The sequence below is a fragment of the Caldisericum sp. genome, from assembly GCF_049967455.1.
GTDB classification, from domain to species: Bacteria; Caldisericota; Caldisericia; order Caldisericales; family Caldisericaceae; genus Caldisericum; species Caldisericum exile_A.
This window is the reverse complement of the sequence record NZ_JBMFSR010000015.1, coordinates 12904-27280: the sequence shown is the minus strand read 5'-3', so window position 1 is coordinate 27280 and position 14377 is coordinate 12904. Positions and strand designations below refer to the sequence as shown.

Sequence of the window (14377 nt, the reverse complement as noted above, 5' to 3'; positions counted from 1 at the left end):
CTCCATAATTTTTATTTTAAAGGCGGGTTCTTAGAGCTTGTCAACTTTCAACCTCCAGATATGTTATCCGTTGTGTCTTTTCTTCTTCCATCTTCTCTTCTACTGATTGATATAATTACTATAGGCGGTTCGTCACAAACTGTGTTAAAAAAAGCTCTCATATAAGCGCTCTTGTCCTAAGTTAGTCTTGCACCTAAATCGAGCGATTTTTTATCACTCTAAAAAGTTTAGTGCTTTTTTGAAAAAATTGCAAGTTTTTGGAGCATATTTTTCTAAACTTGTATCTTGATTTGCTTCACTAGATTTAAAAGAGCATAGTTATATGCACAAGTATATTTCTTTTGAGGCTTTTCCCGCTTTTTACCACCCGGCAACATGATAAGTGCTTACAAGAAAAAGAAGCAAATTTATCATTTCTCGTAAACAATCTTTCCTTTTATAACTGTTTTTCGAACAGTATAAGATTCATCAAGACAAACAAAGTTTGCAAGTTTGTTCTCCTTTATCTCACCAAATGAAAGTTCAGAAATACTTTTTAAAGGATTCAAAGAGGAAGATTTAACTGCCTCTTCTACTGAAAAATTACCATATTGGATAAGATTTTTGAATCCCCTATCCATAGTTAAAACAGAGCCTGCAAGTGTGCCATTTGAAAGCCTTGCTTCACCATCCTTCACATAAACTTCAAAGCCACCTAACTTATAAATTCCCTCACCGAGATTTGTTGCTTCAATTGCATCAGTTATAAGAACAACTCTATTGCTGTATGGTTTAAGTAATTTTAAGACATATTTTGAGGTGTGATGAGTATCTGCAATAATCTGTAAGTAAAAATCAAAGTAAAAAGATGCTCCAATCACAGATGGTTCCCTGTGATTAAAAGGTGCCATCGCATTAAAAAGATGTGTAATTGAATCCGCACCATTTGCATACGCTTCTTTTACTTCATCAAAAGTTGCCTCAGTATGTCCAATTGAAACCTTAATATTTCTGCTATTTAAAAATCTTATCAAATTAAGTGCATTAGGAATTTCAGGAGCAACGGTAAACATTTTCACATTCCCAAATTGGATGAGTTTTTCTGCTAATTCAACATTTCCTTCTAAGAAAAATCTTTCATCCATTGCACCTTTTTTCTTTGGATTAATAAAAGCACCTTCAATATGCACTCCTAAAGGAATTGCCTTGAAATTCTTATAACCCAAATCAATCTCTTTCAGTTTCCCTATTAGATTCTCAAAAGGTAGGCTTACAAATGTTGGAAGAAAAGCAACAACTCCTGTTTTAGGAAGTCTATTTGACATCTCTATTACTGCATCCATTCCTCCATTTGAAACATCGAAACCTTCAAAACCGTGTATATGCACATCAACAAAACCAGGAGCAACAATATAATCCGTTAAGTCTATAAAATTTCTTGTATGATTTTCTCTTGTAATTTGAGTTATAACACCATCTTTAACATAAATAAAAAATTCACCTTCAAGATATTGAGGTAGGTATATTCTTGATACCTTAAAAACAATTGTATTTTCAGATTCCATATGTCACCTTCCTTAATCTCTCTGGCTTATCCGGATTTAATTGTTTCTCAACGGAAAGATAAAACGAGAAGAGTTGTAAAAATGTTGCAATTGCAATTGGATATTCAAGAGTATTGCTCCCCTTTATATTAAAAGATAAAACACCCTTAGGAACTTCTCCATCGGTTATAACAAGTACATGTGCATTGTAAGAGATAAGTACTTGAAGAATCTCTAAATTAGAAGGAAACGTTTCATCTTTCGGCATAAGGAAAATAACAGGTGTTTCAGAAGAAAGGGAAGCAATTGGTCCATGTAAAAAATCAATAGATGAATAACCAATTGCATTCACAAGACTTGTTTCTCTAAGTTTGAGAGCAAATTCAAGCGCATTCGGATAGTTAAATCCTCTACCAAGAATGATAAAATTTTTGGCAAACCTGTACCGTACGACAAGATCTTTAATGATGTTGGAATTATAAAAAACATGACTCACAGAATCTGTAATAGAATCAAAATCAACAACTTTCTTAAAGGCATTTGCAAGACCAAGAAAAAATAAAAGAGAGGCAAAATATGTCTTCGTTGCAGCAATGCTCTTTTCCTCGCCCGCATTCAGATGAAACGCAATTTTAGAAATCTTTGCAAGCGTTGAACTAATACTATTTGTGATACCAATTGTTAAACTCCCTGCATTATTAAAGCTCTCAATCACTTTTATTACATCTTGTGTTTCGCCTGATTGACTTACCCCGATTCCAATTACCCTTTCCAAATGAGGATAGCTATTATACCAAGTAAATAGTGAAAAAGATGCAAACGATACAGGAATTTTATAAGTTGACTCAATAACATACTTTCCAAAAACTGAGGCATTATCAGAAGTCCCACGAGAAGCAATCATAAAAGAACATGGATTAAAGGAAAGTATTTCGTCTTTTATTGACAAAAAATCTTCTCTTTTCTTGTAGTCATTCAATATTTTTAATTCTTCATGGATTTCGTTATACATAAAATAATTATTCTCCATATGTTATTTCCCCCATTATGTATTGAGATTTACTGCCCGTTGTTTGCGGAAGGTGAGATTTAAGTTTTAACTTACTTCTCATTGCATAGAGCGCAAAAGCAACAGATTCTTTTGCCTCAGATGGCAGACCAAACTCATCTGATAATTTTAATTCAATTCCTTTAAGTAGTCTCTTTAAGTTGTTAACAAGAGTTTTGTTGTTTGCGCCCCCACCTGATAAAACAACATATTTTGGTTTTGACTTAATAAATGTTTCAATTGAATACCATATTGCAAAGGCTACAAACTGATTGAGCGTAGCTATGAAATCAAACCTATCTATATAATTAAATCTTTCAAGTAAGTCTTTCATAAACGCTTCTCCAAACTCATTTCTTCCAGCACTCTTTGGAGGATTTCTAATTATAAACTCATTTCCTTTAAGAAAGTCAAGCATCTCCTCAATTACTTTTCCCTTTTTTGCAAACTCTCCATTTTTGTCAAAATCACTTCCAAACAAAACTTGCGAGGCATAATCAAGCACCATATTACAGGGTCCCATATCAAAGGCTATGACACTTTGAGGATCTTCATCAGGAATAAAAGTGATATTTGAAATACCTCCTAAATTAACAAGCGCAATTGGTGAAAATCTTTTAAAATAGAGAAAATCAAAAAATGGAATTAACGGAGCACCAGTTCCAGAAAGTACAATATCCTTTGCCCTGAAATTGGAAACTACATCAATGTGATTTCTCAAGGCAATAAAAGCTGGCTCTCCAATTTGAAGTGTTGAAATGCCGTCATTGTGATAAATCGTCTGTCCATGAAGTCCCACAACAAAAATATCACTACTATCAATGCCAAACTCGTTTAAAAATCTCTCCAAAAGTTTTGAAAACAATTCTCCAAGTTCGTAGTTTAAATCAGAAACTTCTCCTACAATTCCCCTTTCTGAAATCTCTTTTATTCTCAATTTCAACTGTGCATCGTATGGATATGTCTTATAATGAAGAACCTTTAAATCCCTTGCATCCTCAAGAGAATCGATGAGAGATATTGTTACACCGTCAAGAGATGTACCACTCATTATGCCAATTGCCTTCATAGTATCTCCTTATAGACAAGATTGCCTATCACTCTTCTTAAATGCATATGCTTGTTATTATCTCTTCCAAAATAAACTCTATTTGTAAGAATTGTGATGGAAATATCCTTTTCAAAATCAAAGAAAATTGAAGTCCCAGTGAAGCCTGTATGACCTATTGAGTCATCGGATGCAAAGTCAGGACCACCACTAAGAAACTTCCCCTTTACAAAACCAATTGTGCGCTCTGGTTTTAAGCCACCCGTAAAAGACTCCCTCATAAGTCTTATCGAATCTTCAATAAGAATTCTCTTCGATGAAACAAAACCTTTATTTAAAATGAATTTTGAGTACTGTTCAAGATCTTTAAGGTTAGAAAAGAGTCCTGCATGACCACTTGCTCCACCCAATGCACGAGCATTTTCATCATGAACAACACCTTTAAGCCTCTTCCCATTAAGAACTTCGGTTGCACATACTGAACCTTTAACTTCAAAACCAGTATCATACATTAACAGATCATCAAAGAAACTACGCGCATTTTCTTTCAAGGATTTATTCGTTATCTTTTCAATGATAAAACCTAACAAAATAAATCCTAAATCACTATATTCAACTTGTTTATCTGGTGGTCTTTCAATACCATACTTAAGAATTTTTTCAATTGCTTCTTCCTTTTTAATTTCTTCCACTTCATAAGGTCTGTCATTTGAAGCCTGCAAGTTAGACGCAAAAATAGGAAGCCAAGCCTTTAAACCTGCTGTATGAGTTAAAAGATTTTTTAGCGTAATATTACCTGGGAATCCTTCAATATAAAGAGATACTGGATCATTTATGGATAAAAAACCCTCCTCAACCAATTTTAAAATGTACGGTGTTGTAAAGACAACCTTTGTAAGAGATGCAAGATCAAAAAGGGTCTCATTTGTTATAAAATCTCCATTTTCTTCTGTCTTGCCCCTAACAATCTCAAAAAGCACTCTATCACTTTTTACAACAGAAACGCCGATTGCAGTTGCTATCTTTTGCTTTAAAGCCTCTTCCACTACTGTTTCTATATTCATACAGGAAGCCTCCCCATAGCCTTGTATTCTCCTTTTACTACATTTAGTGCAACTTCTACAATTTTTGGTAATGGCGAATAGGTAAGGACAATGCAATCAGCAAATGTAAATAGTTGTCTATCAAATGGGTCTCCTAAAATTATGACACAGACATTTTTAACAATCCTCTTTATACTTTCTACAAGTTCAACTTGTTTCGGATTATTAAAGGCGTTGTAAACAGTTATGACAACATTATCATCGCTTTTTAGATTTGAAAGAATATTATTTTTCTCATCTTCATTAGGTTCTATTGAAAAGTGCAAAAATGCTTTGGATCCAAAATGCTCTTTCAAACTTGAAATTACTATGAATTTGAAATTCTTTGTACCTATAAAATTCTCATCTTTATAAAGCGTTACAAATCTTTCGTTCCGTAAGGAAATCTCTTCCAAATTTGAGTCATCAAACTTCCTTAACCCTTCTATACGCTCTATATGTTCATCAATATTTATGTGTGATTTTTCTATTGCACTAACCATTGTCTTTTGCACTTCAAACAAGCTACAAACAGAAAGCATATCGTTTCCTGCAAGAAGTGCTTTTACAGGAATTTCTTCTAAAGGAAATACATTTGCTCCACCCATCTCAAGATCATCCGTCATAATGGGACCTTTATAGAATTCTCTTAAAAGTGATATACCCTTCTTTGAGAATGTAATAGGTAGGTCATCAATGAAAGGAACAATTATATGAGCGGTCATAATAAAATCTGATACATCTTTAACTGCTTCAAAAGGTTTAAGTGCCATTTCAAAATAGGGATAGTCAAGTTCAAATGAAGGAATAGTTTTATGAGGGTCAATCTTAACCCCACCATATCCAATAAAGTGTTTTGCAACTGCATAAACATGTGCTTTATGAAGTCCTTCAATTGCATTTAAAGAAAATTCAGAAACCATATCAACAAAACCGCCGAAACTTCTTATACTTATGGTATTCCCCTCAGTTAGATATACATCTACAACAGGTGCAAGATTCATGTTTATTCCCTTCTCTAAAAGAATTTGACCCATCTTAAAATAGGTCTCTTTTGCGTAGTGTGGATCAAATGAAGACCCCAAATTCATATTTGAAAACATAAAGTCATCAAACTCGCTAATTCTTCTTACAATGCCCCCTTCTCCATCAACTGAAATGATCGGGTTATCAAATTCATTTTTAAGGATATCGATATTTTCTTTTAAATGCTCAATATTTCTTTTGAAGAGAATAAAATATTTAGCTCCAATTTTCTTAAAAAACTTCAACCTCTCAACTGATATAACTGGCTCCTCAAAACCAAAAAGGAAAATCTTTCCAATGTCAGCCATAGATTATCTCCTTAAGTTTATCTATTTCTTCTCTATAAAAATCAAAAACATTTGACCCTCTGGGAATGCTTTCTATAACAACCGAAACATCATCTTTTAAGTCTTTCAAAAATGCTTGAACAAGCCTAAAATCCACATTACCTGAACCAATTGGCAAATGCAAATCCTTCCCTTGAACGGTATCACTTATATGAACCTTTCTAATTCTTTCAAGATATTTATCTTTAAGAAGTATTGGTTTATTGAATTTGTCCTCTTTTATAAAATAGTGAGAGATATCAAAACAGAAATTTACATTAAAGTTCATAAAAAAATCCAAAAACTCTTCAAAATTGGAAAATAGAGAATTAGTTGTGTTCTCTAAAATGATATTCGTGTATTTTGAAGTAAGAAACTCAAAAGAAGTTTCCATAATCTTAACTGACTTTTCAATATATCCATCAAACCTTGTTGTAAAACCTCCCTCGTGAACAACTGTATCAAACCCGAAATCAAGCACCCTTGAAATTTCATCTAAACTAAACTTTAGATGTCTCTTTGAGAGGCTTGCAAGATTTGTATAAAAGTAAGGCGCATGTATTTTTATTGGTTTATTCAATTTGGGAAGTGAATCCACCCCCAAGTCAAATACTACCTCAACCTCATCTACAAAATCTATATTATCATTAGCTTTAAGCTCTACATTATTCAAAAGAAAACCTATTGTTGAAAATCCTATCTCCATTTTTACCTGAAGAATTTGGGATCCATAGCGTTTCTCAATCCATCACCTACAAAATTGAAGAGAAGCACTGTAATAAAAATCATAAAACCAGGTATAAAAACAAGCCACTGAGCATTCCAGATATAGGTCTGCGCGTTTATAAGCATATTACCCCAACTTGCCGTAGGTGGCTGTACTCCTAAACCAAAGAATGAAAGTGAAGCCTCAGAAAGTATTACTCCACCTAATCTAAGGGTTGACCAAACAATGAGAATATGGAAAGTATTTGGAAGAATATGCTTAAAAATAATCCTCATATCAGATGCACCAATTGCCTTTGCTGCCTCAACATACTGCTCTTCTACAACGCTCAGTGCTTCACCACGCACAATTCTTGCAATACCCACCCATCCAAAGATAACAAGGATAATGATGAGCTTTAAAATAGAACTCGGAACGATTCTTATCTTTGCAGCAACAACAAGGATGGGAAATTCAGGGATTGTCATCATAATCTCATTTATTCTCATAAGAGTTAGATCTACAAATCCCTTTTTGTATGCAGCAAATATCCCAATGAAAGCACCAATTAAACCAGTAATAAAAGTAACCGCAAATGAAATCAAAAGTGAAATACGTCCTCCATACATCAAGCGTGCAAGCTCATCTCTACCATTTTCATCGGTGCCTAAGGGGTGAAGTCTACTTGGTGGTTGTAAAACTTCATTTAACTTAATTTGATTTGGGTCAACCCTATAAACAATTGGACCAACAATAACAAAGAGAAAAATAAGTATTAGGAAAAAGAGAGATACCATTGCAAGTTTATCTTTTTTAAGCCTTTCTATGACCTTTTTAAAATATGTAGAAGCTTCTTTCTTTTTTTCGATTTCTTGAATCTCAATTTCTTGCATCACTCACCTCAGCTAAATTTAACTCTTGGATCAAGGAATACATAGGCAATATCAGCAATAAGAAGAGATAAAACAAGTACTGTTGAATAGAAAACAAGCGAAGCCATTGCAACCATATAGTCATTATTCATAACTGCACCAATAACTAAACTTCCCATGCCGGGAATTGAAAATATCTGCTCTACTATCGCAGAACCACTGAAAAAGCCCGGAAACGAAAGGAAAAAAAGTGTAACAATCGGATTGAGAGAGTTTCTAAAAACATGCTTTCGCAAAACAACACTTTCTGGAAGTCCTTTTGCACGTGCAGTTCTTACATAATCCTTTTTAAGCATTTCAAGGACAGATGAACGAGTATATCTAACCCAACCAGTAAGTCCTCCAAATCCCAAAACTATAAATGGCATAACGATATATTTCAATCTATCAAGAAATCTTGCAAAAAATGGAGCATTCTCCATTCCAGGTGTCATAAAACCGCCGGGAGGAAGCCAATGGAATTTTACCGAGAAAAGGATCATAAGCATCAGGGCAAACCAAAAAGTTGGCATTGCAAGACCAATATAGGAGAGGACTGTAAAGAAGTTATCAATGAACGATCTTTGCCTTAAGGCAGTAAAGAATCCTATGATTACTCCTACTACAAGGGAAAATGTAAAGGTAAATATATTTATGGAAAGTGTTATGGGCATTGCCCTTTTAATTAAATCTATCACCTTCTCACCAGTTACGGCAGATATACCGAAATTACCCCTTAAAATTTGAGAAAGCCAAAAGAAGTATCTTACAATAACTGGCTTATCAAACCCATAAGCCTTCTCAAGATACTGCACATAGCTTTGATTTATGAAAGGATTAGCTCTTAACTCAGCAAAAGGATCTCCCATAAGGCTATAGAAGATGAACGCTATGAAAGTTATAGCAAAAAGTTCAGGTATAAGTATTAAAATTCTTCTTGTTATATACTGCTTCATCGAATCCTCCACATAAAGGAGAGGGCGAAAAACCCTCTCCCCTTTTCGCATTAGTTATCTAAATACCAGAAGGAGGCATTCCATGTAAATCTATTAATGCCGCCCTTTGAACCGATATAGTTCTTAAATTCCTTTCTTATTGCAGAAATTCCTACTCTTTCAAGCCAAGGAATCTCTGGGAGTTCTTCTGTGTATATTTCTTGGAATTTCCAATAGTACTTCTTTGCAAGTTCTCTATCAAGAGTAGAATAGGCAAGGTTTGCATAATTTGTTGCATCTTTGTTGCACCATCTTGACCAGTTCAATCCTGAATAGTTATTCTCTGGTGTCGGGATTTGATCACATTTGTAGGAATCAAGTTTGCCTGGGAAGAGTGGGTCTTCTATCCATCCTGCAAAGTAAAGGTCAACTTGTCCCTGTGGAATAACTCTTCCATAGTAAGTTGAAATTGGATATGATGCAAGATTTACCTTAATACCAAGTTTCTGAAGCTCTGACTGAATAAATACACCAATTTGCTTTGCAGAAGTTGCAGTTGTCGTGCCTAAGGTTACGACAAACTCTTTTCCATCACTTGAAACAAGCACACCGTTTGGTCCCATCTTAAAGCCAGCCTCTGCAAGGAGTGCCTTTGCTTTATTGATATCATAGTAGTATTTCTTTGCATTTGGATTATACGCCCAGGAACTCTTCATTATAGGTCCTGTTGCTCTTGGCACATCAAAACCATAGTATTGTTTTCCATAACCTTCCATATTAATTCCATAGGCTATTGCCTGCCTTACTCTCTTATCAGAAAGAAGCGGATTGGCTGTATTGCAACCAATATAGGTAAGTCCACCTTCACTAAATGAAACATACACATTGAATTTATTGCTATTCTTTAACACTGATACCTGTTGTGGGTCAATGCTACTTGCCAATATAGTTCCTGCCATAAGGTTTGCAAGTCTTGTATTAGAATCAGGTATGTACTTAATAACAATTCTATCAACAAGAGGCTGCCCCCAAGGATAGTATGGATTCCTGACAAAAGAGATGTAGGAGTTCTTTACCCAACTTTCCAACATGAAAGGTCCGTTTCCAACTGGTTTTGTGTTGAAATCGCATGTGTTAATAAGTGATGGATCCTTGTCGTAAATTGGCTTTAGTATATGCGCAGGTAATACTCCTCTCCCTAATATGTACTGTGGGTCAACTACTTTATAGTAGTAAACAAGAGTTGAACTATTTGGTGCTTCAACATGGTCAATGAAGTTTGCCCACATACTTGAAGCAGAAACAACCTTTACTTTAGGATCGGCAAGTAATTTTTCAGTAAAGATATAGTCATTTACCGTAACAGGTGTCCCATCAGACCACTTTAAACCACCTCTTAGGTGATATGTAACTTTCATTCTCTTTTCGCCATTTACTTCATAAAGTTGTACAAGACCATTTTGAACAGTTGGAACTTCCTTTGCTGCAAGCGGATAAACATTCTCATTTTCATCAAGCCCTATAAGATTCGTGAATTGAAGAAGCCAATAGTCACCAGAAGCACCAATTGTTGCAAGAGGTAAGAAGAGAGAGTCTGCCTCGGATCCAGAAGCAAGGTTAACAGTGCCACCAACTTTCACTGGTTTTAAAACCCTAAAGACTGCATATGCAACTTCGGCTCTTGTTGCACTTTCATTTGGTTTAACGTTTCTTCCCTCTCTATAGTTAAGCAACTGATAGTGGTTATTGTAGGCAAGGCTCATTGCACCAACCGCATACTTTGGAATTGAAGCCTCATCGTTTGAAAATGTAAGTGGTTCAGTGTATTTTTGTGCCTCGACTTCCTTTCCCATAACCCTTACCAAAAGAACGGCAAGATCTGCCCTCTTTATGTTGTCCTTTGGTCTAAAAGTGCCATCTGAAAAACCTTTGACATAACCAGACTTTACCGCTGCCTCAACATAACCATAGGACCAAGATGAAGGTGAAACATCCTTAAATGTTGGCTTAGCAGGTTTATATTCAGAAATTCCCTTTGCAATACAGATGATCTTTGCAAGTTGTTCTCTTGTTACTGGATCATCTGGTTTAAATAAACCACCTCCAACACCTGTAAGAATTCCTTTTCCACTCAAGTAGTTAATAGCCTCGTACGCCCAGTAGTCCTCTTTTACATCAGAAAAACCTTGTGTTGCAGCTTGAATTGGTAAGACAAAAAAGCTACTTGCAAGAAGCAACACAACCAAAAACAACAAAACTAACTTCTTCATACGCACCTCCTTCAAAAATTATTTAAAAATTTTTACTTAAAAACGCTTTTCCCATTTCATTTTCGCTATTATAAAATTCAAATAAGCTTTGCGATTCTACTGCTTCAAGTAAGTGAGGATAAATAAGTTCAATAAAAGGAGTGCCACTTTCATCATAGGAAAGTTTATAACCCCTTTCATAGAAAAACTTAAACAGGTTAAATCCCAACAAAACTGGATCAAAGACATCCTTATCATAGACAAAAAATTCAATCCCAAAAAGTCTTTCGTTTGCAAGTGTATCAAAGCAAGGCTTAGAAATAGTTTTATTGAAATAGACTCCGTTTATACCTAAACCTTTTAGGAATGTCTCTAAAACGGAGGCGATATTCTCTTTTGACAAAACCATCCTAAAAGGCTTATTTGTGCCTCTACCAACAGAAACATCTTGAAAGCCTTCAAGGAAAACAAGCGCAGGATAAAGCAAAACCGATTGGTAGGAATTTAAATTTTGAGAAACATTTGACAAAAACTTTTCCATCTCTTCGTAGGTTAAAGCACCTTCTGTTTCAATAACTTCAATATTCAAGGAAAATGGTTTAGAAAAAATTCTTGCAAGCTTTCCAATGGAAAATGGATAAAGAAATGGAATTCCCATGGGACATACGATGCTCTCTTTCTCACAAACACTTCCAAAGCTTCTTCCAATAGGATTAAATCTATCAAGCACAACAACTTTAAGCGACTTTCTTGAGGCAATTTCGATAATCTTCTTTAGATTGTAAATAAATGTAAAGCATCTTACACCTACATCTTGAATATCAATAACTACCCCTTCCACTTTATCAAACAAATCCTCGTTAATATCTGGATAAATGGGGTATACAGGTTTTCCACTGAAGTCATCCTCCATTAAAGAAAAACTCTTACCTCTATCTGCCTCTAAATACAAACCATGCTCTCCTGTTAGGATAAATGCAGGATCAAGTATTTCTATATTTCTAAGAAGTTTTGAATTTATACCCGAAGCATTAGTAAATAAAGCAAAATTGCGAAAAGTTCTATTAACTCTGTCAAGCCCAACCTTACCCATATGCCTTCCTAAAAGAGAAGTTATTCTTTTTTAACATCTCTTTTGCCTCTTTTTCAGAAACACCATGTTTAAGCATTATAAGGGCAACTCTTGGATCCTTAACTTGTTTTACAAGCTCTAAGACTTTTGAATACTCAACACCACTTACTGTTGAAACAATATTAGAAGCTCTTTCAATGAGTTTTTTGTTTGTTGGATTTACGCTTACCATAAGGTTTCCATAGGTATAACCCAACTTCATCATAGATATTGTAGAAATCATATTCAAAACGATCTTTTGAGAAGTTCCAGCCTTTAAACGCGTAGAGCCAATGATAAACTCTTCTCCTGTTTCAAGAATTACATGGTGAGAAACAAAATCATATTGCACTTTACTGTTTGCAACAATAGCAGTTTTTGAACCAATTGAGTTTGCATACTTTAAGGCACCAATAACAAAAGGTGTTTTTCCACTTGCAGTAATGCCAATCAAAAAATCGTTTGCTTTGAACTTTCTCTTTTTAAGTTCCTCAACACCAAGATTCTCGTCATCTTCAAGATTCTCTTTTGGAGTAAAAACTGCCTTTAAACCACCTGCCATAATTGGAATGAATAGATCCTTTCGCGAGAATGTTGGACCAATTTCCGAAGCATCAAGGACGGCAATTCTTCCGCTTGTTCCTGCACCGATGTAAAATATTCTTCCGCCATTTTCAATTACTTTTACAACTTCTTCAATAACCTCATTAATCTTTTCTAATGCACCATCAATTGCATCAAATACCTTTTTATGATCCTCCAAAAACATTTTTGAAAGTTGTTTTATCTCTTTAAGATCAAGATCGTTCTCAAACATTTTTAATCCCCTTCTCCGCCATAAGTATTGAAGCAATTTCATTTGATGTTTTCCTTTTAACAACATTCACTTTTACCCTCTTCGAAAGCACGCCTAAAAATACTTCGCTAAAAACCTTTGAATTTTCAAAAACGCCTCCTGCAAGACCAACATTTACAGTTTCAAAGTCAAGATTCTCAATAACCTTTAGTGTCTCTTTTGCAAGTTTTGAAGAAGAACTACGAACAATTCCGCTTAATGGATCATTTTTCAAAACAAACACACTAAAATCGGCAATATTCTTAACAACATTGCCTTCATAAATCGTTTCTATAATCGCATTCACATTACTCTGAGAAAAATATTTAATAATATTTTTTGCCTCTTTTTTGTGATTACCAAGTTGCATTTGAGAAAGTCCCTTTGAAAGGTAGTTCCTTCCTATATCAAACCCGGAGCCCACATCAGAAATTGCAAAACCAAGCCCACCATAGAATAATTCAGCTTTTCCTTTTTTTCCATAAATCGAGGAGCCCGTTCCAGAAATAACAACAACTCCATCGCCTTCTTCAAAGAAACTAAAATGGACAACCTTTATATCTGGGAAAATAAAAATATTTTGAGAATAATGTTTAAGCGCATCCTTTACTATATTCCTAAAACCTTCTTGAAGCCCTCCTGCCATGCTTACTGAAATGAGTTCAAAATGTTCTTTTTCAAGAGACTTTACTGCATCAAAAAGCCTATCTTTAATATCCTTTGAAGAAGTGGGGTTTCCAGGATAATCAATAACCTTACTTTCAATAATACCATCATGAACTACCGCTAACCTAATCTTGCTTCCCCCAAGATCAATCCCTAATTTCACACGATTCTCCTTAAATGTAAATTAATCCTATAAATGTCTCCCCTGTAAACTGATTTGACAAATTCCAAAATTTCTCCAGACCTATCAAAAGAACGCCTCTTTATTCTAAAAACAGGAGAGCCAACCTTTACATTTAAAAGCACTGTTTCTTCTTGATTTGCAAGTGATGCCTCGACAGTTTCTTCTGCATAGTATGGCTGCACGCCAAATTTTTCCATAAATGTGCTATAAAGAGAGCTACTTTCATTGAAACCGTCAAGTAAGCCCTCAAAACTATTATACTTTATAAATGCTTCCTCAATTGATATGGGAAGTCCATTCGAATAACGAAGCCTCTTTAATACATAAACCTTATCGCCATTATTTATAAGGAGTTCTTTTGCAATCTCCTCGGAAGCTTCAAAGACTCCTGATTTTAAAATTTTTGATATAGGGTCAAACCCTTGCAATTTCATCTCTTCTGAAAATCCAAGAAGCCTATCGGTTGGATGGTTAAAAAATATTTTTGATACGAATGTTCCTTTTCCCTTCTCTATGTAAAGATAACCCATGGCAATCAATCTTGATACGGCTTGTCTTACAGTATTTCTACTTACATTAAACATTTCCATAAGTTCATTTTCTGATGGTATAGGCTCACCTTGTCTCCAGGTTTGATTTTCGATAAGTTCTCTAATGCCCTCAGAGACTTGAAGGTAAAGAGGAACAGCACTTGTTTTATCTATTCTTTTTAAACCCATACCAACGT

General features: G+C 34.8%; 13 protein-coding genes. All 13 read right to left on the bottom strand.

The window, feature by feature from the left end:
• Positions 1-410: 410 nt before the first annotated feature.
• The 13 genes from nagA to ACP5SP_RS04770 are packed head-to-tail and all read right to left on the bottom strand — an operon-like array spanning position 411 to position 14369.
• Complete coding sequence (gene nagA, locus ACP5SP_RS04830; protein WP_424607301.1) at positions 411-1544, bottom strand: N-acetylglucosamine-6-phosphate deacetylase; 1134 nt, start codon at positions 1542-1544, stop codon at positions 411-413.
• Positions 1534-2553, bottom strand: coding sequence for an SIS domain-containing protein (locus ACP5SP_RS04825; RefSeq protein WP_424586916.1), 1020 nt, complete (start codon positions 2551-2553; stop codon positions 1534-1536). The genes nagA and ACP5SP_RS04825 overlap by 11 nt, the downstream gene beginning before the upstream one ends.
• Positions 2543-3640: an anhydro-N-acetylmuramic acid kinase gene (locus ACP5SP_RS04820; protein WP_424586917.1), complete on the bottom strand. Its 1098-nt coding sequence runs from the start codon at positions 3638-3640 to the stop codon at positions 2543-2545. Before ACP5SP_RS04820 ends, ACP5SP_RS04825 begins: the two co-directional genes overlap by 11 nt.
• The gene (locus tag ACP5SP_RS04815) at positions 3637-4683 is read right to left on the bottom strand and encodes a serine hydrolase domain-containing protein (RefSeq protein ID WP_416084907.1); all 1047 of its coding nucleotides are present in this window, start codon (positions 4681-4683) and stop codon (positions 3637-3639) included. The genes ACP5SP_RS04820 and ACP5SP_RS04815 overlap by 4 nt, the downstream gene beginning before the upstream one ends.
• Positions 4680-6035, bottom strand: a complete 1356-nt coding sequence (locus ACP5SP_RS04810) for a glycoside hydrolase family 3 N-terminal domain-containing protein (RefSeq protein ID WP_416084906.1) — start codon at positions 6033-6035, stop codon at positions 4680-4682. Before ACP5SP_RS04810 ends, ACP5SP_RS04815 begins: the two co-directional genes overlap by 4 nt.
• The gene (locus ACP5SP_RS04805) at positions 6028-6759 is read right to left on the bottom strand and encodes a sugar phosphate isomerase/epimerase family protein (RefSeq protein WP_424586919.1); all 732 of its coding nucleotides are present in this window, start codon (positions 6757-6759) and stop codon (positions 6028-6030) included. The genes ACP5SP_RS04810 and ACP5SP_RS04805 overlap by 8 nt, the downstream gene beginning before the upstream one ends.
• 2 nt (positions 6760-6761) lie before the next feature.
• A complete protein-coding gene (locus ACP5SP_RS04800) occupies positions 6762-7652 on the bottom strand; it encodes an ABC transporter permease (RefSeq protein WP_416084904.1) in 891 nt (296 codons plus the stop codon).
• Positions 7653-7660: 8 nt separating this feature from the next.
• The gene (locus ACP5SP_RS04795) at positions 7661-8626 is read right to left on the bottom strand and encodes an ABC transporter permease (RefSeq protein WP_416084903.1); all 966 of its coding nucleotides are present in this window, start codon (positions 8624-8626) and stop codon (positions 7661-7663) included.
• A 50-nt stretch (positions 8627-8676) separates the two neighbouring features.
• Positions 8677-10875, bottom strand: coding sequence for an ABC transporter substrate-binding protein (locus ACP5SP_RS04790; RefSeq protein WP_424586920.1), 2199 nt, complete (start codon positions 10873-10875; stop codon positions 8677-8679).
• A 22-nt stretch (positions 10876-10897) separates the two neighbouring features.
• Positions 10898-11947 carry an exo-beta-N-acetylmuramidase NamZ domain-containing protein gene (locus ACP5SP_RS04785; protein WP_424606982.1) on the bottom strand — a complete coding sequence of 350 codons (1050 nt, stop codon included), beginning with the start codon at positions 11945-11947 and terminating at the stop codon, positions 10898-10900.
• Positions 11940-12782: an N-acetylmuramic acid 6-phosphate etherase gene (locus ACP5SP_RS04780; protein WP_416084900.1), complete on the bottom strand. Its 843-nt coding sequence runs from the start codon at positions 12780-12782 to the stop codon at positions 11940-11942. The genes ACP5SP_RS04785 and ACP5SP_RS04780 overlap by 8 nt, the downstream gene beginning before the upstream one ends.
• The gene (locus ACP5SP_RS04775) at positions 12775-13629 is read right to left on the bottom strand and encodes a BadF/BadG/BcrA/BcrD ATPase family protein (protein ID WP_416084899.1); all 855 of its coding nucleotides are present in this window, start codon (positions 13627-13629) and stop codon (positions 12775-12777) included. Before ACP5SP_RS04775 ends, ACP5SP_RS04780 begins: the two co-directional genes overlap by 8 nt.
• Positions 13626-14369: a GntR family transcriptional regulator gene (locus ACP5SP_RS04770; protein WP_416084898.1), complete on the bottom strand. Its 744-nt coding sequence runs from the start codon at positions 14367-14369 to the stop codon at positions 13626-13628. Before ACP5SP_RS04770 ends, ACP5SP_RS04775 begins: the two co-directional genes overlap by 4 nt.
• Positions 14370-14377 lie beyond the last annotated feature (8 nt).

Excerpts from the sequence above, each read along its gene's own strand:
- nagA (WP_424607301.1), bottom strand. The coding sequence starts at position 1,544 with ATGGAATCTGAAAATACAATTGTTTTTAAGGTATCAAGAATATACCTA.
- ACP5SP_RS04825 (WP_424586916.1), bottom strand. The coding sequence starts at position 2,553 with ATGGAGAATAATTATTTTATGTATAACGAAATCCATGAAGAATTAAAA.
- ACP5SP_RS04820 (WP_424586917.1), bottom strand. The coding sequence starts at position 3,640 with ATGAAGGCAATTGGCATAATGAGTGGTACATCTCTTGACGGTGTAACA.
- ACP5SP_RS04815 (WP_416084907.1), bottom strand. The coding sequence starts at position 4,683 with ATGAATATAGAAACAGTAGTGGAAGAGGCTTTAAAGCAAAAGATAGCA.
- ACP5SP_RS04810 (WP_416084906.1), bottom strand. The coding sequence starts at position 6,035 with ATGGCTGACATTGGAAAGATTTTCCTTTTTGGTTTTGAGGAGCCAGTT.
- ACP5SP_RS04805 (WP_424586919.1), bottom strand. The coding sequence starts at position 6,759 with ATGGAGATAGGATTTTCAACAATAGGTTTTCTTTTGAATAATGTAGAG.
- ACP5SP_RS04800 (WP_416084904.1), bottom strand. The coding sequence starts at position 7,652 with ATGCAAGAAATTGAGATTCAAGAAATCGAAAAAAAGAAAGAAGCTTCT.
- ACP5SP_RS04795 (WP_416084903.1), bottom strand. The coding sequence starts at position 8,626 with ATGAAGCAGTATATAACAAGAAGAATTTTAATACTTATACCTGAACTT.
- ACP5SP_RS04790 (WP_424586920.1), bottom strand. The coding sequence starts at position 10,875 with ATGAAGAAGTTAGTTTTGTTGTTTTTGGTTGTGTTGCTTCTTGCAAGT.
- ACP5SP_RS04785 (WP_424606982.1), bottom strand. The coding sequence starts at position 11,947 with ATGGGTAAGGTTGGGCTTGACAGAGTTAATAGAACTTTTCGCAATTTT.
- ACP5SP_RS04780 (WP_416084900.1), bottom strand. The coding sequence starts at position 12,782 with ATGTTTGAGAACGATCTTGATCTTAAAGAGATAAAACAACTTTCAAAA.
- ACP5SP_RS04770 (WP_416084898.1), bottom strand. The coding sequence starts at position 14,369 with ATGGGTTTAAAAAGAATAGATAAAACAAGTGCTGTTCCTCTTTACCTT.